We start from the raw sequence: 20,991 nt of genomic DNA, 5'->3' as shown, positions 1-20,991 counted from the left end.
GGCGGCCGCTGACCAGCTCTAGTCGATGTTGTCGACGGTGTCCGGGTCTGGCACCTCGCCAATGGTCTCGCGTGTGGTGATGGCCTGCGCCTGCAGCCAGTCCCAAAAAGCCTTGATCTCGGGCCGCAGCGCGTTGCGCGGCCCGGCGATGAGCCAGTAGGCCATCGGTGAATCCATGCGGTGCTGCGGCAGCACCTCGACCAGGTCGCCGTTGGCCAGGCTTTCGGCAATCAGCGAGCTGCGCGCCAGCGTCACGCCCTGTCCGGTGAGGGCCGCCTGCACCATCTGGTAGGCGTAGTTGAAGTAGAGCCAGCGCTTGGGCTGCGCGCGCTCCAGCCCGTTCACCTCGAACCAGCGGCGCCAGGTCAGCCATTCCAGGTGCGTGCGGTGGGCATCGCCGGCCTCGATCAGCGTGAAGCGGGTGATGTCGGCGGGCGTCTTGATGGGCGGGTTGCTCTTAAGGAGCCAGGGGCTGGCCACCGGCGTCAGCGTTTCGCCGAAAAGGCGCACGGCGGTGGGCGGCATGACCTCGGGCGGGCCGTAGCGCAGGGCGATGTCCACGTCGGCGACTTCGAGGTCGACCGCCACATCGCTGGCGTCGATGCGGATGTCGATCTCGGGGTTGTCGCGCTGGAAGGCTTCCAGCCGCGGAATCAGCCACATCGAGGCGAAAGAGGCAAAAGTGGTCAGCGTCACGCTCTTGCGCCCCGCGCTCTGGCGGATCTGGCGCACGGCGTTGTCGATGCGCGGCAGCGACTGCTGCACCGCGAGCAGCAACTGCGCCCCCGCGCTCGTCAACTCCACGGCCCGCGTGTGGCGCAGGAACAGGCCCACGCCCACTTCTTCTTCCAGCGACTGGATCTGGCGGCTCACGGCTGACTGGGTCAGCGCCATTTCTTCCGCCGCGGCGCGGAAGTTCAGGTGCCGGGCCACGGCCTCGAAGGCGCGCAGGTGGCCCGCCGAGATCGGACGGGAGCGCAAATGGGTTTGTGAATGTTGCATGGACATGACCAAAGGGCGGCGGCTCGGCATTTGGATCGATTGATGCTGAACCCGCATCAGTAGGCTACCTCCTTTTCATTGGACTGCCAACGCCATAGAAACGATCATTCATTCCCGAACCGCGCCATTGCCTTCTGTTTGTCATGCGCTTCGGTCAAGCCCAGGAGTCCTCATCATGTCCACCGCCGTCTGCACCACCCCATCGCTCGCTTCCCTGCCCGTTTCCGCCCGTACCACCGCCGCCATTCCGCCGGCCGTTCGTCGCGGTGCATGGCAGATCGCGCCCGGCGAGGCGATGAGCCTGAAGGCGCGCACGAACAGCGTACTGCGGGTCAAGCAGGGCCGGGTGTGGGTCACGCCCGATGCAACCCTGAAGAACCCCAGCGAAGACCTGGTGCTCGCACCCGGCGAATCGCTCACGGTGGCCGCCGGCCAGCGCATCGTGATGGAAGCGTGGGACGGCTACGGCGCGACCTACGCCTGGGACCAGGTCTGATCGCCTGATCCCTCCCACGGCAAAAAAAGCGGCTTCGGCCGCTTTTTCGCTTTTTCAGCCGTTGATGTCGAAGCTGGGCAGCAGGGCCAGGAAATGCCTCAGGGCGACTTCCCCGTCCAGCGCATGCACCCCGGCCATCAGATCGGGCCCCTCGCTTTCGGCCAGGCCCATGCCGAAGCCGGTGTAGCGGCGGCTTGCCAGCGGGGCTTCGTAGACCACGCGCACGCCGACATGCCGGGGGTCTTGTTCGATGCGCTGCATCAGCGCATCGACGGCGCCACGCGGGCCTTCCAGGTGCTGGCAGAAACGCATGCCGTCGAAGACCAGCAGCCCCGTGATGCCCAGTTCGGCGTTGCGCCCCCGGGCCTGGCTGGCGATGGTGCCCACGGTGGTCGGGGGCAGGTCCTGTGCGAGCGTGCTGCAATAAAGGACTTCGTAGAGCGGCGTGGATTCTTCTGTCATGCGTCTTGGAGGGGAGAAACGGTGCGAAGTCTAGGCAGCCGCGGGCCCCGGCGAAATGTCAAAAGACACAGGCGGAAAGCCTATAGTGGCGCGTGAAATTCGAGGACTATCCCGTGGCCATGTCCCCTCCGCAGGGCATCAATCCCTGCGACGGCTGCGCATTGCGCCGGCTCGACGCCTTTCTTCCGGCGTCCGATGAAGAGCTCAAGACCATCCAGGCGTTTCGTGCCGGCATCCGGCGTGTCGAGGCGGGTGGATCGATCGTCGACGAGCACCGGCCGAGCACGCAGCTTTTCACGCTCTACGCGGGATGGGCCTTTCGCTACAAGACCCTGAGCGACGGCCGGCGGCAGATACTCAGCTTCCTGCTGCCCGGCGATTTCATCGGCCTGCAGGACGAATTCGCCGAAGGCCAGACGCACGGCGTCGAGGCGGTGACAGACGCCACGCTGTGCGCCTTTCCGCGCGACCGGCTCTGGCCGCTGTTCCATGCCCAGCCCAAGCTCGGCTACGACATCACCTGGCTCGCCGCCCGCGAAGAAAAGATGGTGGACGACAACCTCGTCACCACCGGCCGTCGCAACGCCGGCGAGCGCGTGGCCATGCTGCTGATGCACCTGTACCGGCGCGCCGACCGCGTGGGCATGGTGCGCGACGGCTGGGTCGAGTTTCCGTTCAACCAGCAGCACATCGCCGATGCGCTCGGGCTCTCGCTGGTGCACACCAACAAGACGCTGCGCCGGCTGCAGCGCCTGGGGCTCTACAAGCTCGATGCGGGCTGGCTGCGCATCCTGGAGCCGCATGCGCTCGAAACGCTGGGCGACTACTTCGAGCGCCCCCTGCGCCCGACGCCGTTGATCTGATCCGATGCCCGGCGTCAGTCAGCGCGCGGCCATCAACTGGCGCAGGTCGTTCTGATAGGCCTGCAGCCGGCGCACCGCCTGTTCGCGCTGGCTGGCACTGGTGCCGTTGTGCATCACCGCCGTGTTGCGGCAGCCTTCCTGAAGCAGCGCCTGCTGCTGGTCGCGCCAGGGGCCGGGCGGTGGATCGGCGATGCGCTGGATGTACGCATGAAGCGCGGCGCGTGCCTCGGCCGGCGACGGCTTGTTGGCGCTGAAGCCGCGCAAGAGCACCAGCGCCTCCTGCTGGCGCTTGCGGCGCTCGGCGTCCGCCAGCTGTGGGTTGAACACCGACTGCGCGACCTGCTGCTTCAAAAGCTCGCGCTGCTCCGCCGTCAATCGGCCATAGAAGTCTTCGGCGCGGTCGAGGAATTGGTCGTAGCGCTTTTCCTGAACCTGCGCTGGCGTGCGGTCCAGCCACTCCTTGCGGTAGGTGGCGTTGTTCTTTGCGTACTTGCGCTCCAGTTGCTGCAATTGCGCGTCGGTCAGGCTCAGCGCGAGTTCGGTGCCGGCCGGCTCCGCGCGCTCGGTCACGGCCAGCAGGCGTTCGCGGACCTGATCGGCCATCGCGCAGGCTTGTGCCGGCGTCACCTCGCCGGGCGCCAGCGCCTGCGCTTCCTGTAGCAGCGAGGCGACGCGGGGCAGCTCGTTCTGGCGGTGCCAGACCAGCAGTTGCGCCAGCTCGTCGCGCACCTTGGGCGTCTGCGTGCCATCGAAATCGAGGTAGCCGTCGAGCCACCAGTAGCTCAGCTCGGGCAGGTTGTTGTAGGCCAGCTTGATCGCGCTGCAGGCCCCGAGGGAAGCGGCCAACAGCAGCACGCCGATAATCCGCGCCAGTTCCGCGCAACGCATTCGGGAAGAAAAACGCATGAATCAGACTCCGCAACAAGACAACCTGGGGCCGGTCGACGTCGTCATCATGGCGGCCGGCAAGGGCACACGCATGAAGAGCAAATTGCCCAAAGTGTTGCATCGATTGGGCGGCCGCGCACTGCTGGCGCATGTGGCCGCCACCGCCGCGCGCATCGGCGCACGGCATGTGGTGATGGTGACGGGCCACGGTGCGGCCGAGGTCGAGGCGGCCATGGCCGGTGGCATCGAGGGTTCGACGCTGCGCTTTGCGCGGCAGGAGCCGCAGCTCGGCACTGGCCACGCGGTGCAGCAGGCCGCGCCACTGCTGCCGGACGACGGCACGGTGGTCGTGCTGTCGGGCGACGTGCCGCTGATCGGTGAAGACACCCTGCGCGCCCTGATCGCCGCCAGCGCCGGCCAGCGCCTCGCGCTGCTGACCATCGAATTCGACGACCCGACCGGCTACGGCCGTGTGATCCGCGCGACGGGGCAGGGCGAAGTGACGGCAGTCGTCGAGCACAAGGACGCGACCGAAGCACAGCGCGCCGTGCGCGAGATCTACAGTGGCGTGATGGCCGTGCCGGCACGCCTGCTCAAGGGTTGGCTCGCGCGGCTGGACAACCGCAATGCGCAGGGCGAGTACTACCTGACCGACGTCGTCAAGCTGGCCTCGGCCGACGGCGTGCCCGTGGTCGCGCACATCACGACCGATGCGCTGCAGGTGGCCGGCATCAACAGCCCGGCCCAGCTTGCGGCGCTCGAACGCGCATGGCAATTGCGGCAGGCGAATGCGCTGATGGAGCAGGGTGTGCGCCTGGCCGATCCGGCGCGTTTCGACCTGCGCGGCACGCTGGCCTGCGGGGCGGATGTGGAGATCGACGTCAATTGCGTGTTCGAGGGCGTGGTGTCGCTGGGTGAGGGCGTGCGCATCGGCGCCAACTGCGTGATTGCCAATGCGCGCATCGAGGCTGGTGCGGTGATTCATCCGTTCACTCACATCGAAGGCGAGAAGGCTGGCGTGACGGTGGGTGAGCGGGCGTTGATCGGCCCTTTCGCGCGGCTGCGGCCCGGTGCGCAACTCGGTGCCGAGGTGCACATCGGCAACTTCGTCGAGGTCAAGAACTCGACCCTCGCGGCCGGTGCCAAGGCCAACCACCTGGCCTATCTGGGCGACGCCACCGTGGGCGAACGCGTGAACTACGGCGCGGGCAGCATCACGGCCAACTACGACGGCGCGAACAAGCACCGCACGGTGATCGAGGCCGACGTGCACGTGGGCAGCAACTGCGTGTTGGTGGCACCGATCACCTTGGGTGCGGGCGGCACCATCGGTGGTGGCTCGACGATCAACAAGTCGACTGAGCCTGGGGCGCTGACTGTGGCGCGCAGCAAGCCGGTGAGCTTTCCCAACTGGAAGCGGCCGCAGAAGAAGCCCAAGGCCTGAGAAGCGCGCTGTTGTTCGGGGCGGGATCGGGCTCGGGATCGGGTTCATTCAGGGCGAGTGCGAATGACACCGGGTGCTCCCCTCCGCGAATGTCCCCCGGGGCGCTGCGCGCCCCTCCTCCTTTATTTCGCTGCGGGGAGCACCCGGCGTCATTCGCACATGGGCACGCCGCTATTGATCCTGCGATCAACGATCGCCCTGAACAGCAGCAGCGCCCAACAGAGCAGCAGCCCCCAAACACTTCAACTCAGCGGCACCCGAGGCTCGAACTTCGCACGCTTGAGGCTGAAGAACGCCTTGACGTTGCGCACATTGGCATCGGCCGTGAACAGTCGTTGCGTCAAAGCGGCGTAGTCCGGCATGTCGCGCGCGGCCACCACCAACACGAAGTCCGGCCCCGGCGACACGCGCCAGCACTGCTGCACCGCATCGTCGGCGATCACGCGCGCCTCGAAGGCGTCGAGCGAGCCGGCGTCCTGCCGGTCCAGCGAGATTTCGACCACCGCCTGCAAGCCGTGACCCAGCACCGCGGCAAGCCGGTCGGGCGAGAGCAGCGCGACCTGTCGCTCGATCAGCCCTTCTTCGCGCAAGCGCTGCACCCGTCGCAGGCACGTGGGTGGAGAAATGCCCACCTCCGCGGCCAGGCGCTGGTTGGTCTGCGAGGCATCGCGCTGGAGTGCATCCAGCAGGCGAAGGTCTATTGCATCGAGGGAAATTGATTCCATATTTAACTAAATTATGGAAGAAAAATCCAAACTACCAAATTCAAGGAATAAAAGTCCAAATTGTCTGGAATTTTGAATACATATTTCTTTGATGCCTTCCTACCATCGAGACCTTCTTCATTCAAAGGCAGATCACCATGTGCGGCATCGTCGGGGCAGCGTCCCATCGCAACATCGTTCCGGTCCTGGTCCAGGGCCTTCAGCGGCTCGAATACCGCGGCTATGACTCGTGCGGCGTGGCTGTGCATGCGGGCGGCCTGACACGCGCGCGCACCACCTCCCGCGTGGCGGACCTGGTGGCACAGGTGCGCGACGACAAGGTCGAAGGCCTCACCGGCATCGCCCATACGCGCTGGGCCACGCACGGCGCACCGGTCGTGCACAACGCGCATCCGCACTTCAGCCACGGCCCCGGCGCCGATGCGCAAGGCTCGCGCCCCGGCCGCATCGCGCTCGTGCACAACGGCATCATCGAAAACCACGAAACGCTGCGCGCCGCGCTCGAAGCCAAGGGCTACGTGTTCGAGAGCCAGACCGATACCGAGGTCATCGCCCACCTCGTCGACAGCCTTTACGACGGCGACCTGTTCGAAGCCGTGAAGGCCGCGGTGCTGCAACTGCACGGCGCCTACGCCATCGCCGTAATCTGCCGCGACGAGCCGCAGCGCGTGGTCGGCGCGCGCGCCGGCTCGCCGCTGATCCTGGGCGCGGGCAAGGACGGCGCCGAGAACTTCCTTGCCAGCGACGCGATGGCGCTGGCCGGCGTGACCGACCAGATCATCTATCTGGAAGAAGGCGATGTGGTCGACCTGCAACCCGGCAAGTACTGGATCGTCGACAAGAACCACAAGCCCGTCACCCGCCAGGTGCGCACCGTGCTCGCGCACAGCGGCGCGGCCGAACTCGGCCCCTACCGCCACTACATGCAAAAGGAAATCTTCGAGCAGCCGCGCGCCATCGGCGACACGCTCGAAGGGGTGGAAGGCATCGTGCCCGAGCTGTTCGACGGCGTGGGGCAAGACGGCGCGACAGGCGCCAGCGCGCACCGCGTGTTCCAGGACATCGACAAGATCCTCATCCTTGCCTGCGGCACCAGCTATTACAGCGGCTGCACCGCCAAGTACTGGCTCGAAGGCATCGCGAAGATTTCCACGCAGGTAGAGATCGCGAGCGAATACCGCTACCGCGACTCCGTGCCCGATCCGAAGACGCTGGTCGTCACCATCAGCCAGTCGGGCGAGACAGCCGACACGCTCGCCGCGCTCAAGCATGCGCGCTCGCTCGGCATGGAACAGACCCTGACCATCTGCAACGTCGCCACCAGCGCGATGGTGCGCGAGTGCAAGCTGGCGTACATCACGCGCGCCGGTGTCGAGATCGGCGTGGCATCGACCAAGGCCTTCACCACGCAACTGGCCGGGCTGTTCCTGCTCACGCTCGCCATCGCGCAGGCCAAGGGCCGCCTGAGCGATGCCGACGAAGCACGCTACCTGAAGGAAATGCGCCACCTGCCTGTCGCGCTGCAATCGGTGCTGGCGCTGGAGCCGCAGATCATCGGCTGGGCCGAAGACTTCGCGCGCAAGGACAACGCGCTGTTCCTCGGCCGCGGGCTGCACTACCCGATCGCGCTCGAAGGCGCGCTCAAGCTCAAGGAAGTGACCTACATCCACGCCGAGGCCTATGCGGCCGGTGAACTCAAGCACGGCCCGCTCGCGCTGGTCACGAGCGAGATGCCCGTGGTGGCGGTGGCGCCGAACGATGCGCTGCTCGAAAAGCTCAAGAGCAATCTGCAGGAAGTGCGCGCGCGCGGCGGCGTGCTCTACGTGCTGGCCGATGGCGACACGAAGATCAAGAGCAGCGAAGGCCTGCACGTGATCCGCATGCCCGAGCACTACGGCGCGCTGTCGCCGATCCTGCACGTGGTGCCGTTGCAGTTGCTGGCGTATCACACGGCGTGTGCGCGCGGGACGGATGTGGACAAGCCGCGCAATCTTGCGAAGAGCGTGACGGTGGAGTGAGTTCGAGCTTGTCTTCCCTTGCGGCTGCCGCTGTGGCGGGCTACAAGGGAGTCGAGCTCGTGAAGGAGAAGCTCGACGAAAAGAGCGAAGGCGACGGCGCCAGTCCAGATCAACCTGCGTAATTCCGGGTCCGTCGTTCAAGGCCGAGGTGGCTGAACGGTCGCAATCCACCACTGCGCCCCTGATCCCTGACGTCGCCCACTCTTCAGTGGGTCCAACCTTCCGCGGGATTGTGTTCGGATAAAAAAAGCCCCTGCCGCCCGACAAGCAGACGACAGGGGCAAGTGGCGCATCAGCCTTTCAGCCGAGCACCTCGGTCACGATGCCTGCGCCGACGGTCTTGCCGCCTTCGCGCATGGCGAACCGCATGCCGTTCTCGATGGCCACAGGCTTGTTCAGCTCGAAGCTGATCTGCGCCTGTGCGCCCGGCTCGACCACACCGGTCTCGGTGTCGACGCGAATGACACCCGTCACGTCGGTCGTGCCGAAGAAGAACTGCGGCTGGTAGCCGGAGCCGAACGGGGTATGGCGACCGCCTTCGTCCTTGCTGAGCACGAAGATCTGCGCACGCCCCGTCCGGTACGGCTTCAGCGCACCGGGCTTCACCACAACCTGGCCTCGCACGACATCGTCGCGCTTGACCCCGCGCAGCAGCAGGCCGACGTTCATGCCGGCACGCGCCTCGGCGACGTCCTTGTGAAAGGACTGCACGCCGGTGACGATCACCTGCCCGTCACCGGCCGAGCTGAGCCCGATGATCTCCAGGCTGTCGCCGACACGGATCACACCGCGCTCGACACGGCCGCTGATCACGGTGCCGCGGCCCGTGATGGTGTGAACGCCTTCGACGGGCATCATGAACGGCGCGTCGTAGTCGCGCACCGGATCAGGAATGCGCGAGTCCAGCGCGTTCACGAGCTCGACGATGCATTGCACGTCAGGCCCTTCGAGGTCGCCGCGTTCGGCGGCGGCCAAGGCCTTCAGCGCGCTGCCGAAAACGAAGCGGGCATCGTGGTACCCGTGCGCAGCCAGCAGCGCGCCGATTTCCATTTCGATCAGCTGCTCGATCTCCGCACGGTCACTGTCCGCGACGAGGTCCATCTTGTTCACGAACACCACCATGTGGCCGACATTCACCTGGCGCGCCAGCAGCACATGCTCGATGGTCTGCCGTGCGGCGCCTTCGGTGCCGTCCACCAGCAGGATCGCGCCGTCCATCTGCGAGGCGCCGGTGATCATGTTCTTGATGTAGTCGGCATGTCCTGGGCAGTCGATGTGTGCGTAGTGACGGCTGTCCGACTCGTACTCGACGTGCGAGGTGTTGATCGTGATGCCGCGCTCGCGCTCTTCCTTCGCGTTGTCGATCTGTCCATAGGACAGCGCATCGCCGCCAAAGCGCGCGGCCTGCACGAAGGTCAGAGCAGCCGTCAGCGTCGTCTTGCCATGGTCGACGTGACCGATGGTTCCGACATTCACATGAACCTTGTTGTTCATCATTTCTTTCTCCAGTTTGAGAGTAAAAAAACCGATCCGATTTGCTGGCCAGGCGAAACGGTCGGCGGGTTGTCGGTGCGCGCGCACCAAACTCGCGATGCCCGCCATGCGGGCGAAAAAAAAGCCTGCCGGGTGGACCACCCGACAGGCTTTTTTCTTGCCTGAAGGATGGACCTCCAGGCGCACGAGGGCCTGGAGGCTCTACACGAACCACTCCACGGAGTTGACGCGCAGCACTGCGCTGGCAGCGCGTGCGGCGGAAAGAAGAAGTTCTCGTTCGGGGCACATGTCCAAATCTCCAATGGGGCAAGCAGAAAACAAAAAACCCGGTGGCTTGAGGCCTACCGGGTTTTGTGAAACGAGGAGGCCGAGCCTCCAGGTGCAAGGCTCTAGGAAAGCAATTCAGCGAAAAAAGCGCGCAGCGAAATCGCCGCAACTGTGCGGGTCTTCGATGCTTCTTGCGTGGTCGGGAACTGCTTCATGGGTCTCTCGTGCGGCCGGCTGTTGAGCCGCAGTGCGATGGTTGATCTTTGAGGGGAGCGGAGGCTAACACCGCCATGGCGATCCGGCAACAGGGGCGTTGCACGCACGCAGCAACAGTGTTCGGCGCTTCGTCGCAAATGTCGGCAAGTCGCGTTCGCGGCGGCGCTGTACAGATCGATGCAGAAGCACGTCGGCTCCTTCGGCTTCGCGCCAGGGAGGCACCAGGCTCATGGGGCAACGCCTCCTTCAGTTTGCGGATGATGGCAGGCTGAGCGATCGGTTTTTCGCGGAAACCGCGGCGTCGAGAACGGCAGCAATGGGCCCTTTGCGCCGACATCTCATGCGACTGCAGTCGGCCAAGAGCAGACCTCCAAAGCGGCGGACAAGCGGAGGCTCTACCCGGCCGTATTGGCCGCCTGGCGCGTTGCAGGAATGACCGGCAGCAGCAGGAACGATGCGTGCCCCTCGCCACCCGTGTGCAGCGTCGTCTGCCCCGCGAAGCGTTCGGCGGTGCGATCGTCGGGATGGTCGTGCAGCAGCACGGAGCAGCCGCGCATTTCCTTGCCGTAGATCTGCGGATGTGGGCCGGGCAGGTCGTGTTCGAAATCCGAGCTGCCCACCGTCAGCACCAGCCGATAGCCCTTGCGGAAGACAAAGCACAGCGGCCAGATTTCCACCTGCAGTTCGTACACGCTGCCCGGCTCCAGCATTTCGATGGTTTCGTGCGCGTGCACCGGCCGGTATGGCTTGGATGCCTGCGGATCGAGCTTGCGATGCGATGCGCGCAGCCAGCCTTGCGCCAAGGGTGCGCGGGGGTCCACCGCGCCCACGATGAGATGTTCCTTGCCGTCGGGTGCGAATGCGCGCACGGTCAGGAACAGGTCCGCGTCCCGTGCGGTCGTAGAGATATGGAGCGTGGCGGCCAGCGGGCCGGTCATTTCCACGTCGTGCTCGAAGGGCGCGGTGCTGAAGCTCACCGTGCCCTTCATCCCGTCGAACGCAGCATGCGATGCCGTGGATGCGGGCACGGGCTGCAAGGCCCGCTGACCGGCATCCAGATACAGCCGCGTCCACTCGGTGCGGGCCAGTGGCCATTCGTGCTCAGCGCGCTCGACGAACCTGTCGACATGCCGAATCTGGAGCTTCAGCGGAGGCTCGCGGTCCCAGCCGTTGTCTTCGCCCTTGAGGAAGTGGTCGAAGAACCGCTTCTGCAGCGCAACGCCGTAGTCCGTATAGAACTCGGTCCAGTGCTCCAGGCCATGCAGCTCGAGCCACTTCTGCGCCGAACCCGCGCCCAGGTAGCCTTCGACGTTGCCGCGCAGGTGCAGGCCGTGGCCGCCCCAGTTGCCGCAAGAGAGCACTGGCACTTCGATCGCCGCCAGGTCCGCGCGGCGCCCTTCGTAGTAGCTGTCCGTGATGCGTTCCGAGCGCAGGTGCAAGGCCGAGATGTCGACGCGGTTGGCGCGCATCTCTTCGTCGCCGAGTTCCGCGGGGCCGGAGATCGGCACGCCCGTGTTGGGGTTGATGCGGCCCCGCGAGCCCAGGCCGTGCTGCACGTTTTCCACCTGTTGCGGATACCAGACCTTCAGGAAGGTGTTGAGGATGCCGCCGTGCCTGCAGGCATCCCGGTAGTAGTCCGAGAAGCCTTCGAAAGGACAGATGGCTGCGAGATGCGCAGGCCGCGTGGCTGCCACCATCCACTGGGTGGCGGCGTAGTACGACACGCCGGCCAGGCCGATCTTTCCGTTGCTCCAGGGCTGACCGGCCGCCCACTCGATGCAATCGTGAAAGTCTTTTGCCTCGCGTGGAGAGAAGGAGTCGATCACGCCGGGTGAGCGGCCCGCACCGCGTGAATCCACGCGGATGCAGATGTAGCCCAGCGGCACCCAGCGCTCGGGGTCTGCCGTTTCCCAGTTCGCATAGCGGCCGGAGCTTCCTTTCAGGATTTCCGGGTGCGCCGCGACCAGCGAGTGCCATTGGACTGGATAACCGTCCTGGAACGGAAGCCCTTTCGCATACGGCCCATAGGACATGAGCACGGGGTGACGCCCTTCGCCTGCCGGCCGAAAGACGTCCGCGCGAACGACCGACCCGTCGTCCATGGGGATCTCGACATCCCAATCGATCTGCATGACTGCTCCTTGCGTGATGGTCTGCGGATCATATTTAACGCAAGTAAACTTGCATTAGTGGTTTCCCTGTTAAAGCAAGTGGACCTGCGTTAACAGGCGCCTTTCTTTTCACTACCATCGGCAATCATGAAGAAACAGCCAGAAGACGTGCCGGAGCCACGGCGCCGCACCGGCGGCCGCAGCGCGCGTGTGCACACCGCGGTGCTCGGGGCCACGATGGACGAGCTGAAGGAGCACGGTTACGACGGTTTTTCCGTCGCCGCGGTCGCCGCGCGCTCGGGCGTGCACGAGACCTCGATCTACCGTCGCTGGAAGTCACGCGATGGCCTGATCCTCGAGGCCACATTCGCGCTGTTCGCGCAGGACATCCCCATTCCGGATCGCGGAAGCCTGCGCGAGGACCTGGTCAACCTGCTGTCGGGTGCCGTGCGGCAGCTCAGCAGCCCGCTCGGCTGGGCTGCAACGCAGTTCACGATGGCGTTGCCGCGCGAGAGCGAGATGACGCAAGAGGTGCGGCAACTGTGGGCCAAGCGCTTCGCCTCGGTGCGCGAGGTGTTCGACCGTGCCAGCGTGCGAGGGGAATGGCCCGCTGGCAAGAACTCGCAAGACATCATCGAAAGCCTCGTCGGTGCCATATATCTGCGCGTCCTGCATCTGCGGGAACCCGTCACCGCCACGCATCTGAAGCGGCTTGTGGATGCGGTTCTTCCTGCCACCTGTAAGTGACCCTGCGCCCGAATCGGGAGCATTCAGAAGTAGAGATCTGCGGCTTCTGGCCCTATCTGGTCGCTGGCTCGGCGCGAAGGTCCGGAAGCGATGGTGCTCACGCGCGAGGTAGGCATGGGGTGCAGGAATTGACTTCGCAGGATCGAGGAAATCTCGCCATAACGAACGACTGGTTTGTAGAGAAGCGAGAGACCGCTTCGGGCCCGAAGTGGACGTGGACGCTCGCACAAAGCAGTCACTCAATGACTACGGCAGACAGGGGCGTTAGCTCTCACCCCAAAAACCCCGTTCAAAGGGTTCGAAGTTCAAGGCGTCCAGCCGAGATACGCCCAGTTCTTGCATAAGCGCGCAGTACGTATCGACGACTCTCTCCCGAGAGTCCTCCTCTACAGGGCCAAACGGGATGCTGTTCTTTGAGCCCAGGCCGTAGACGAAATCGATCTGCCCTCCCCAACAATCGTAGGTCAGGTAGAGCCATGCATCGCTCCTGCCCAGGCCGAGTTTTTCAGCTGCGGCAGACACCTCCTCTGCGCTTGGTGATTTGCCCAGGAATTCAGGTAGACGGACACCCGTTCCGATGAAGGGTTTTGAAATCTCTCGCCAGGCGGCCCCTCCTGGAAGAGACCCGGGACACTCGATACGTTGTGCGACAAAGAATCCAGCGAATCGGTAAGTCATGGGTTGTTCCTGGCTCCCATCGCGCCGTGCCCTGGATGAAGCGGGCCTCATCCACCTGGGACCCCTCTTGGCCGAATGCGGCCGTGACCATCGACGGGAGCGGCGGCATTCTGCCATTTGGTTTGTAGTCACTGGCAGGGCGCCGAAAGCTCAGCGGCGTTTCGCACAGGCATCGACGGCTTGGCGGATCCAGCGACGGTGTTTCAGACTTTAAAAACACCCGCCCTCATCACGGCATTCACCCCATCGACAGGCTGCTGAGAATCAACCGCACCAGCATGGTCTGGCGGGTCACGCCGGTCTTCGAGAAGATGGAGCGCAGGTGCGCACGCGCGGTGTTCTTGCGGATGCCGAGCTCTTCGGACGCCTCTTCCAGCGTCAGGCCGTTGGCCAGTTGCATGGCCAGCGCGGCCTCGGCCGGCGTGAGGTCGAAGAGGTTGCGCATGACCTCGTGCGAGGCCTCGGACTTGCGCTCCGGGTCGCGGATCATCACCGCGACCGAGGGGCGGCGCTTGCCTTCGGACCACGCGTTCAACGGGATCGCGCGCACGATCACGCCGAGCTTGGCGCGTCCGGACGGCCGGGTGATGGCCAGGGCCGCGGCCACGGCGGGCTTCCACTTGGTCGCGGTCGACAGCGCCTCGGTGATCAGTTGCTGCAGCTCGCGGTCTCCCTGGCGGTAGTCGGCCTTGATGGCGCCCTGCGACATGCCGATGCCGTCGTTCTCCTTGAGGATCTCCTGGGCGATCGTCGTCATCTTCAGGAGCTTGCCGGCCTCGTCCAGGATCACCATGCCCAGTTGCATGCGGTCCACGGTGCCCGCGTAAAGCTCGCGCTCGGTCTCCAGCACATCGCCCTGCGAATGCAGATGCACCGCGAGCTTCAGGTGCGGCAGCAGGATCTTGAGCAGTTCGCGGTCGGTGTTGGAGAAGCGCGCCTGCGTGTCCGGACGGCAGATCCGGAAATGGCAGTCCAGGATGCCGCCGTCGTGCGGCGGCGTGTGAGGCAAGGCATGCCCGCTGGCGTGAAAGTCGAAGCCCAGCATCTGGCCGATGTTCTCCGGCTCCAGGAACTGCTTGTAGAACTCGCAGGCCTTGAGCTCGGCCTCGTTGATGACTTCATCGAGGCTGAGCACGCGGTCCAGCGGCAGGTTCACGAAGGGGTCGATGGCGCAGGCGTACTGGTCGTAGGCGGTGGCGATGCGCACCGGAAAACCCTGCTTCCACACCAGCACCAGCCCATAGCGGTCGATGACCGGCCGGCGCAGGACCAAAGTGACCCAGTTGGCGTCCAGCAGGCGCCCGACCTCGCTGAGCAGGCTCTGCCAGGGCACGGTTTCGGTAGAGCCGTGATAGACCAGCCGCACCAGTTCGCTGAACTCCGGCAGGGAAAGAGGAATGGCCGTGCCCGCGTCCACCGGTGCCTGCACGGGCTTGTCGTTTGCTTCCACTTTCAAGCCTCGGTTGGTACGAATCAGGGCGAGCGAAGGTGGAAATTTTACAGGCGCCTGCCTTGTAAATGTAAGTTGAAAGTTTTCGCCCAAATGGTCGTCCGGCAGGGGCAGGGCTTGTTCGTGGAGGGTGTTCATGGGGGCCTGGATCTACCGTCTCTGAAGGTTCGGAACCGGCTGCGGCCGTTCGGCCACGGGGCATTTCCGGCGCCGGGGTTGGTCCGGCGGCGCCACCCTGTTTCCTTGTGAACGCCGGACGCGGTCATGGGCTGACAGGCCTCAGAAGTAGTACCGGTTGAGGCTGTCCACGACGCAGGCCGGCCGCTCGCTGCCTTCGAGTTCGACCGTGACCTGAATGACGCACTGCACGCCACCATCCCCGAGCGGCGTGACGCTGAGCATCCGCCCGCTGCCGCGCAGGCGCGAGCCGACCCGCACCGGCGCCGGAAAGCGCACGCGGTCGCTGCCGTAGTTCAGGCCCATGCGCATGTCGACCTGCAGGATCTGCGGCATGAAGAGGTTCGCCAGCGACAGGGTCAGGTAGCCGTGCGCGATGGTGGCGCCATACGGTCCGGCGGCGGCCCGCTGCGGATCGACGTGAATCCACTGGTGATCGCCGGTGGCAACGGCGAACTGGTCGATGCGCTCCTGCGTGATGCGCAGCCAGTCGCTGCGCCCCAAGGAGCAGCCCGCCGCTTCGGCCAGCGCCTGTGCACAGGCGAAGACGGGGCGTGGCGGTGCCTCGTCGGAAGGGCTCTGGCCTTGGGCTTCATGCATGCTGGCTGCTCGCGGAGAGGACTTCGCCGACCAGGTAGCTGGCGTAGTCGCTGGCCAGGAAGACCATGATGTTGGCCATCTCCCAGACCTCCGCCGGGCGGCCGAACGCTTCGTTCTGCGCCAGCCTCTGGAGCATGTCCGCCGGTGCCACCTTGCGCAGGAAATCATGCATGGCGATGCTCGGCGCGATGGCGTTGATGCGCACGCCGTACTCGGCCGCCTCCAGCGCGCTGCAGCGGGTGAGCGCCATCACGCCGGCCTTGGCGGCTGCGTAGTGCGCCTGTTCTTTCTGCGCACGCCAGCCGACCACCGAGGCGTTGTTGACGATGGCACCGGCGCGGCGGGCCTGCATGGGCCCGAGCATGGCGCGGGTCATGCGGAAGGTGCCGGTCAGCGTGACGTCCAGCACCTGCAGCCATTCGGGGTCGCTCATGTCGGCCACGCGGCGGGAGCCGCCCAGGCCAGCGTTGTTGATCAGCACATCGGTGCCGCCGAGCTTGTCTTCGGCCGCCGCGACAAGGGCCTGCACCTGGTCTTCCTGCGTCACGTCGCACAACCGGGTGTGGATGTGGCCGTGGCCGGTTTCGGCACGCAATTTTTCGGCGGCTTCTTCGAGTCGGCGCGGATGGATGTCCGAGATCATCAGCGCGCGGCAGCCTTCCTCGGCGAAGCGGCGCGCTGCCGCGTAGCCGATGCCGGCGCCGGCCGCGGCGGTGACCAGCACGGACTTGCCTTTGGCCAGGCCGTGCGCTGTGGTGGGGTAGGGGGGAGGTGAGAGGGGGACCACGGAGGCTCCTGCTGTGGATGAGGGCATGAACGGGGAGGAGTGCTGAAACCGGAAACCGGGGGAGGAGAAGGCCTCAGCGCACCGGGCGCTGTTCCTTGGGCATGCCCAGTGCGCGTTCGGCAATGATGTTGAGCTGGATCTCGCTGGTGCCCGCGACGATGGTGTCCGAGCGGCTGAACAGAAAGATCTGCTGCAGGCGCGTGCGCGAGAAGTCGTCCAGCAGGATGTCGCCTTCCAGGCCGAGCACGTCCATGGCCAGCTTGCCGAGGTCGCGGTGCCAGTGCGACCAGTAGTGCTTGTTGATGTAGGCCTCGCGCGAGAGCTCGCCGCTCAGTTGCGCGGACATCGTGCGCAGCGTGTTGTAGTGCATCACCTTCAGGCCCAGCGCCGCGTGGCCGATGCGCGCGCGCAGCGCGGGTTCCTGGTCGGCACCGTTGGCGCGGGCCGCGTCGCACACCAGGGCCAGCTGGTGCTCGAAGTGCATCTGCTGGTCGATCCACGACAGGCCGCGCTCGAAGCCCAGCAAGGCCATCGCCACCTTCCAGCCCTCGCCCGGTGCGCCCACGGCGTGCGCCGCCGGTGTGCGCGCACCGTCGAAGAACACTTCGTTGAATTCGCACGTGCCGGTGATCTGCCGTATCGGGCGGACTTCGATGCCCGGCTGGTCCAGTGCGACCAGCAGGAACGCCAGGCCCGAGTGCCCGCGCGAGCCGGCCTCGCAGCGGGCCAGCACGAAGATCCATTGCGAGTCCTGCGCCAGCGAAGTCCAGACCTTCTGCCCGTCGATCACCCACTCGCCGGTGTCGGCGTCCAGCCGGGCGCGGGTCTGCACATTGGCCAGGTCCGACCCCGCGCCGGGTTCGGAATAGCCCTGGCACCAGTAGTCGGTGCCGGCCACGATGCCGGGCAGGAAGCGGCGCTGCTGCTCGGCGCTGCCATGGGCGATGAGCGTCGGCCCCAGCAAGGTTTCGCCGAGGTGGCCCATGCGGCCGGGGCCGCCGGCGCGTGCGTACTCTTCATGAAAGATGATCTGGCGCGCCACGGAGAGTTCGCGCCCGCCATGCGCGCGCGGCCAGCCGATGCAGGTCCAGCGGCCGGCGGCCAGCAGTTGTTCCCACGCTTTGCGCAGCTGGGGATAGGCGTCTTCGTCGCCGGGCCCGCCGCGATGGCGCAGGCACTCGAAGCGGCCCACGAGATGGGTCCGCATCCATTGCGCGACTTCGGCGCGGAAAGCCTCGTCGGTGTCAGGCGTTGCAAGGGTCATGGTGTGCAAGAAATGTTTCGGGCATCGCCCAGCAAGGCGGCGGCCGCGCGTTCGCGCAGGAGGTCGGGGGTGCCCAGCCACTGGGTGCCGGCCTGTGCGCGCTTGAAGTAAAGCTGCGGGTCATATTCCCAGGTGAAGCCGACGCCGCCGTGCAACTGGATGGCTTCCTGCGCGCAGAAGAAAAACGCGTCGGAAGCAAAGGACTTGGCGCATGCCGCTTCCAGCAGCAGTGCGGCGGTCGTCACGTCCGTTTCGCAGGCCGCGCGCGCCGCGCCGGTCACGGCCGAGCGGGTCGACTCGATGCGCACCATCATCTCGGCGCAGCGGTGCTTGACGGCCTGGAACGAGGCGAGCGTGCGGCCGAACTGAACGCGTTCGGCGACATAGGCCAGCGTGAGGTCCAGGCACTGCTGCGCGCCGCCCAGTTGCTCTGCGGCCAGCGCGATGGCCGCCAGCGCCTCGGTGCGCTGCAGCGCCGTGGTGGCCCGGGCCCCCTCGGCGACCAGCGCCTCGGGCGGCAACTGGACTTCGGGCAGCACCACCTCGGCGGTGCGGCGCGTGAGGTCCATGCCCCGGTGTTCCGTGGCGCGCAGGCCGGGCGTGCCGGCCGGCACTGCGAACAGCGCGGGTGCCTGGTCGAGCAGGGCCGCGACCAGCAGCAGCTCGGCCTGCGCACCGTCGGGCACGTGGCGAAAGCTCCCCTCCAGCACGAAGCCGCTGTCCGTGCGCCGGGCGACGGCGGTCACGCGCGCAGGGTCCCAGCCGATGCCGGTTTCGCCGAAGGCCAGCGTGGCGCGCAGGGTGCCGTCCGCGATGCGCGGCAGCCAGGCCGCGCAGGCGGTGGGGTTGCCGCTTTGCTGCAATGCGGTTGCGGCCAGGCACACGGTGGCGAAGTACGGCGAGCAGACCAGGCGGCGGCCCATCTGTTCGAGCAGCAGCGCCACCTCGACCCAGGACAGCGCCAGGCCGCCGCAGTCTTCGGCGATCGGCAGGGCGCACCAGCCCATTTCCACGCCCATGCGCGTCCACAGCGCGGGATCGAAGCCGCGTTCGGATTCCATGGCCTGGCGCACGGCACCCGACGGGCTTTGCGCCGCCAGGAAGTCGGCGGCCGCGTCGCGGATCATCCGCTGGTCCGCGCTCAGGCTGAAGTCGACATAACCGCTCATTGGTATACCTCCGTGCTTCGCACTGCGGTGCGAGCTTGCTTGGGGCGGCCCGGCGCGGCGCTCATGCGCCGTACACCGGTTGCGGCGTTGCCGCCTCGGCGATCAGCGCATCGATCACCGGCCCCAGCTCGGCCGGGTCCCAACGCGCGCCCTTGTCGCGCAGCGCGCCCACGCGCCAGCCGTCGGACAGCGACACCTGCCCGCCCGAAGCCTCGAAGACGCGTCCCGTGATGTGCGCGGACAGCGGGCTGCCCAGGAACACCACCAGCGAGGCGACGTTGGCCGGGTCCCAGAAGTCGAAGCTGTCGTCGGTGGGCACCCGCACCCTGGCGGCCATCTCCTGCGTGCTCTGGGTCATGGCGGTGCGGGCCGCCGGTGCCAGGGCGTTGACGCTGATGTCGTAGCGCCGCAGCTCCGCCGCCTGCACCAGCGTCAGCGCCGCAATGCCGGCCTTGGCGCAGCTGTAGTTCGATTGGCCCACCGAGCCCTGCAGGCCCGCGCCCGAGCTGGTGTTGATGATGCGTGCGTCCACGGATGCACCGGCCTTCTTGCGGTCTCGCCAGTGGCGCGCCAGCGTGTTGGACAGGCAGAAGTGGCCGCGCAGGTGCACGCGCATGACCTCGTCCCAGTCTTCGTCGCTCATGCTGACGAACATGCGGTCGCGCAGGTTGCCTGCGTTGTTGACGAGAACGTGCACGTCGCCGAAACGCGCGATGGCCTGCGCAACGATGTCCTGCGCGCCCCGCATCGTGGTGATGTCGTCGCTGTTGGCCAATGCCTGGCCGCCGGCCGCCGCGATGGTGTCGGCGACCTCCTGTGCCGCATCGAGGCGGATGTCGTTGACCACGACCTGTGCGCCGGCTTCGGCAAAGGCCAGTGCATAGGCACGGCCCAGGCCGCCGCCGGCGCCGGTGATGACGACGGTTCGCTGTTCGCAAATCTTCATGGCAGGCGGCTCCTCAACCCAGGCGTTCGATGATGGTGACGTTGGCCTGCCCGCCGCCTTCGCACATGACCTGCAGTCCGTAGCGGCCGCCGCTGCGCTCGAGTTCGTGCAGCAGCGTGGTCATCAGCTTGGCGCCGGTCGCGCCCAGCGGGTGGCCCAGCGCGATGGCGCCGCCGTTCACGTTGGTGCGTTCCGCCGGGTAGCCGGTCTCCTTGTGCCAGGCCATGACCACCGACGCGAAGGCTTCGTTGATCTCGACGCGGTCGATGTCCTCCAGCCGCAGGCCGGACTTCTTCATCGCCGCGGCCGTTGCGGGAATGGGCGCGGTGAGGTGCCAGATCGGGTCGTCGGCCAGCACGCTCATGTGGTGGATGCGCGCGCGCGGCGTGAGGCCGTAGCGCTTCAGCGCGCGCTCGGACACGACCAGCAGGGCCGCCGCGCCGTCGCAGGTCTGGCTCGACACGCCGGCGGTGATGCCCGGGTACTCGGGCGCGACCGGCTCCAGCGTCGCCATCTTTTCGAGCGAGGTCTCCCGCGCCGTCTCGTCCATGGCGAGGCCGGCGAGCGGCACGATCTCGCGCGTGAAGCGGCCTTCGGCGATGGCGCGGCGCGCGCGCGCGTGGCTTTCCAGCGCGTAGACCTCCATGTCCTGGCGCGAGCACTTCCACTTGTCGGCAATGATCTGCGCCGCATAGAACTGGTTGACCGGCTGGTTGCCGAAGCGGGCCGTCCAGCCCTGGCTGCCCGAGAAGGGGTCGGGGTAGCCGAGCGCCTGGCCCGCGCTCATGGCGTAGGCAATCGGCACCATGCTCATGTTCTGCACGCCGCCGACGGCAATCACGTCCTGCGTGCCGCTCATCACCGCCTGCGCGGCGAAATGCAGCGCCTGCTGCGACGAGCCGCAGGCCCGGTCGATCACGGTGCCGGGCACATGCATCGGCAGGCCGGCGGCCAGCCACGAGGTGCGGCTGATGACGCCGGCATTGGGCCCGACCGCATCGACGCAGCCGAAGATCACGTCCTCGTAGTCTTCCGCCGGCACTGCATTGCGCTCGACCAGCGCCTTGAGGACATGGGCGCCGAGGTCGGCGGGGTGAACACCGGACAGCGCGCCACGGCGTTTGCCCGTGGGGGTGCGCAAGGCGTCGACAAGATAGGCTTCAGTCACTGGGTCTCCGTCACGTACA

The 20,991-nt window shown here is 66.4% G+C and carries 20 protein-coding genes; 6 read left to right on the top strand and 14 right to left on the bottom strand.

Annotated features, from left to right (window positions below):
• Window positions 1-18: 18 nt before the first annotated feature.
• On the bottom strand, window positions 19-1,002 hold the full coding sequence (locus ACSFB7_RS07015; protein ID WP_435468434.1) for a LysR substrate-binding domain-containing protein: 984 nt from the start codon (window positions 1,000-1,002) through the stop codon (window positions 19-21).
• 175 nt (window positions 1,003-1,177) lie between these two features.
• On the opposite strand from ACSFB7_RS07015, the gene ACSFB7_RS07010 reads away from it, so the two are divergent.
• Window positions 1,178-1,498 carry a DUF2917 domain-containing protein gene (locus ACSFB7_RS07010; protein ID WP_093245110.1) on the top strand — a complete coding sequence of 107 codons (321 nt, stop codon included), beginning with the start codon at window positions 1,178-1,180 and terminating at the stop codon, window positions 1,496-1,498.
• Between the two features lie 54 nt (window positions 1,499-1,552).
• Here the strand turns inward: ACSFB7_RS07010 and ACSFB7_RS07005 are convergent, their stop codons facing one another.
• A complete protein-coding gene (locus tag ACSFB7_RS07005; RefSeq protein ID WP_435468432.1) occupies window positions 1,553-1,960 on the bottom strand; it encodes a BLUF domain-containing protein in 408 nt (135 codons plus the stop codon).
• Between the two features lie 119 nt (window positions 1,961-2,079).
• Here ACSFB7_RS07005 and ACSFB7_RS07000 point away from each other — a divergent pair, with 119 nt between their 5' ends.
• Window positions 2,080-2,823, top strand: a complete 744-nt coding sequence (locus tag ACSFB7_RS07000; protein ID WP_435469937.1) for a Crp/Fnr family transcriptional regulator — start codon at window positions 2,080-2,082, stop codon at window positions 2,821-2,823.
• 18 nt (window positions 2,824-2,841) lie between these two features.
• On the opposite strand, the gene ACSFB7_RS06995 is transcribed toward ACSFB7_RS07000, so the two are convergent.
• Window positions 2,842-3,729 carry a DUF6279 family lipoprotein gene (locus ACSFB7_RS06995; RefSeq protein ID WP_435468430.1) on the bottom strand — a complete coding sequence of 296 codons (888 nt, stop codon included), beginning with the start codon at window positions 3,727-3,729 and terminating at the stop codon, window positions 2,842-2,844.
• Here ACSFB7_RS06995 and glmU point away from each other — a divergent pair.
• Window positions 3,728-5,155: a bifunctional UDP-N-acetylglucosamine diphosphorylase/glucosamine-1-phosphate N-acetyltransferase GlmU gene (gene glmU, locus ACSFB7_RS06990; RefSeq protein ID WP_435468428.1), complete on the top strand. Its 1,428-nt coding sequence runs from the start codon at window positions 3,728-3,730 to the stop codon at window positions 5,153-5,155. The genes ACSFB7_RS06995 and glmU overlap by 2 nt on opposite strands.
• Window positions 5,156-5,397: 242 nt before the next feature.
• On the opposite strand, the gene ACSFB7_RS06985 is transcribed toward glmU, so the two are convergent.
• On the bottom strand, window positions 5,398-5,880 hold the full coding sequence (locus tag ACSFB7_RS06985; protein ID WP_435468426.1) for an Lrp/AsnC family transcriptional regulator: 483 nt from the start codon (window positions 5,878-5,880) through the stop codon (window positions 5,398-5,400).
• A 137-nt stretch (window positions 5,881-6,017) separates the two neighbouring features.
• Here ACSFB7_RS06985 and glmS point away from each other — a divergent pair, with 137 nt between their 5' ends.
• Window positions 6,018-7,898, top strand: coding sequence for a glutamine--fructose-6-phosphate transaminase (isomerizing) (gene glmS / locus ACSFB7_RS06980; protein WP_435468424.1), 1,881 nt, complete (start codon window positions 6,018-6,020; stop codon window positions 7,896-7,898).
• Between the two features lie 300 nt (window positions 7,899-8,198).
• Here the strand turns inward: glmS and tuf are convergent, their stop codons facing one another.
• The gene (tuf, locus tag ACSFB7_RS06975) at window positions 8,199-9,395 is read right to left on the bottom strand and encodes an elongation factor Tu (protein WP_435468422.1); all 1,197 of its coding nucleotides are present in this window, start codon (window positions 9,393-9,395) and stop codon (window positions 8,199-8,201) included.
• Between tuf and ACSFB7_RS06970 the strand changes: the two genes are divergently transcribed.
• A complete protein-coding gene (locus ACSFB7_RS06970; RefSeq protein WP_435468420.1) occupies window positions 9,375-9,557 on the top strand; it encodes a hypothetical protein in 183 nt (60 codons plus the stop codon). The genes tuf and ACSFB7_RS06970 overlap by 21 nt on opposite strands.
• 713 nt (window positions 9,558-10,270) lie before the next feature.
• Here ACSFB7_RS06970 and ACSFB7_RS06965 read toward each other — a convergent pair.
• Complete coding sequence (locus ACSFB7_RS06965) at window positions 10,271-12,007, bottom strand: CocE/NonD family hydrolase (protein ID WP_435468418.1); 1,737 nt, start codon at window positions 12,005-12,007, stop codon at window positions 10,271-10,273.
• A gap of 126 nt (window positions 12,008-12,133) precedes the next feature.
• Between ACSFB7_RS06965 and ACSFB7_RS06960 the strand changes: the two genes are divergently transcribed.
• Window positions 12,134-12,733 (top strand): TetR/AcrR family transcriptional regulator, encoded by a 600-nt coding sequence (locus tag ACSFB7_RS06960; RefSeq protein ID WP_435468416.1) that lies wholly within the window; start codon window positions 12,134-12,136, stop codon window positions 12,731-12,733.
• Window positions 12,734-12,997: 264 nt separating this feature from the next.
• Here the strand turns inward: ACSFB7_RS06960 and ACSFB7_RS06955 are convergent, their stop codons facing one another.
• From ACSFB7_RS06955 to ACSFB7_RS06920, 8 genes are all read right to left on the bottom strand, one after another.
• Window positions 12,998-13,411: a hypothetical protein gene (locus tag ACSFB7_RS06955; protein ID WP_435468414.1), complete on the bottom strand. Its 414-nt coding sequence runs from the start codon at window positions 13,409-13,411 to the stop codon at window positions 12,998-13,000.
• A gap of 238 nt (window positions 13,412-13,649) precedes the next feature.
• The gene (locus tag ACSFB7_RS06950) at window positions 13,650-14,861 is read right to left on the bottom strand and encodes a helix-turn-helix transcriptional regulator (protein WP_435468412.1); all 1,212 of its coding nucleotides are present in this window, start codon (window positions 14,859-14,861) and stop codon (window positions 13,650-13,652) included.
• A gap of 279 nt (window positions 14,862-15,140) precedes the next feature.
• Window positions 15,141-15,638 (bottom strand): MaoC family dehydratase, encoded by a 498-nt coding sequence (locus ACSFB7_RS06945; RefSeq protein ID WP_435468411.1) that lies wholly within the window; start codon window positions 15,636-15,638, stop codon window positions 15,141-15,143.
• Entirely contained in the window at window positions 15,631-16,425 is a 795-nt protein-coding gene (locus tag ACSFB7_RS06940) for an SDR family oxidoreductase (RefSeq protein WP_435468409.1), read from the bottom strand. Before ACSFB7_RS06940 ends, ACSFB7_RS06945 begins: the two co-directional genes overlap by 8 nt.
• 73 nt (window positions 16,426-16,498) lie before the next feature.
• A complete protein-coding gene (locus ACSFB7_RS06935) occupies window positions 16,499-17,689 on the bottom strand; it encodes an acyl-CoA dehydrogenase family protein (protein WP_435468407.1) in 1,191 nt (396 codons plus the stop codon).
• A complete protein-coding gene (locus ACSFB7_RS06930) occupies window positions 17,686-18,858 on the bottom strand; it encodes an acyl-CoA dehydrogenase family protein (RefSeq protein ID WP_435468405.1) in 1,173 nt (390 codons plus the stop codon). Before ACSFB7_RS06930 ends, ACSFB7_RS06935 begins: the two co-directional genes overlap by 4 nt.
• Window positions 18,859-18,919: 61 nt before the next feature.
• On the bottom strand, window positions 18,920-19,804 hold the full coding sequence (locus ACSFB7_RS06925; protein WP_435468403.1) for an SDR family oxidoreductase: 885 nt from the start codon (window positions 19,802-19,804) through the stop codon (window positions 18,920-18,922).
• A 13-nt stretch (window positions 19,805-19,817) separates the two neighbouring features.
• Window positions 19,818-20,972, bottom strand: coding sequence for an acetyl-CoA C-acetyltransferase (locus tag ACSFB7_RS06920; RefSeq protein WP_435468401.1), 1,155 nt, complete (start codon window positions 20,970-20,972; stop codon window positions 19,818-19,820).
• Window positions 20,973-20,991: the final 19 nt, after the last annotated feature.

Source organism: Variovorax raffinosi, assembly GCF_051216615.1.
GTDB lineage: Bacteria > Pseudomonadota > Gammaproteobacteria > Burkholderiales > Burkholderiaceae_C > Variovorax.
The sequence above is the reverse complement of the archived record's forward strand: the minus strand, read 5'-3'. Positions and strand labels throughout refer to the sequence as shown.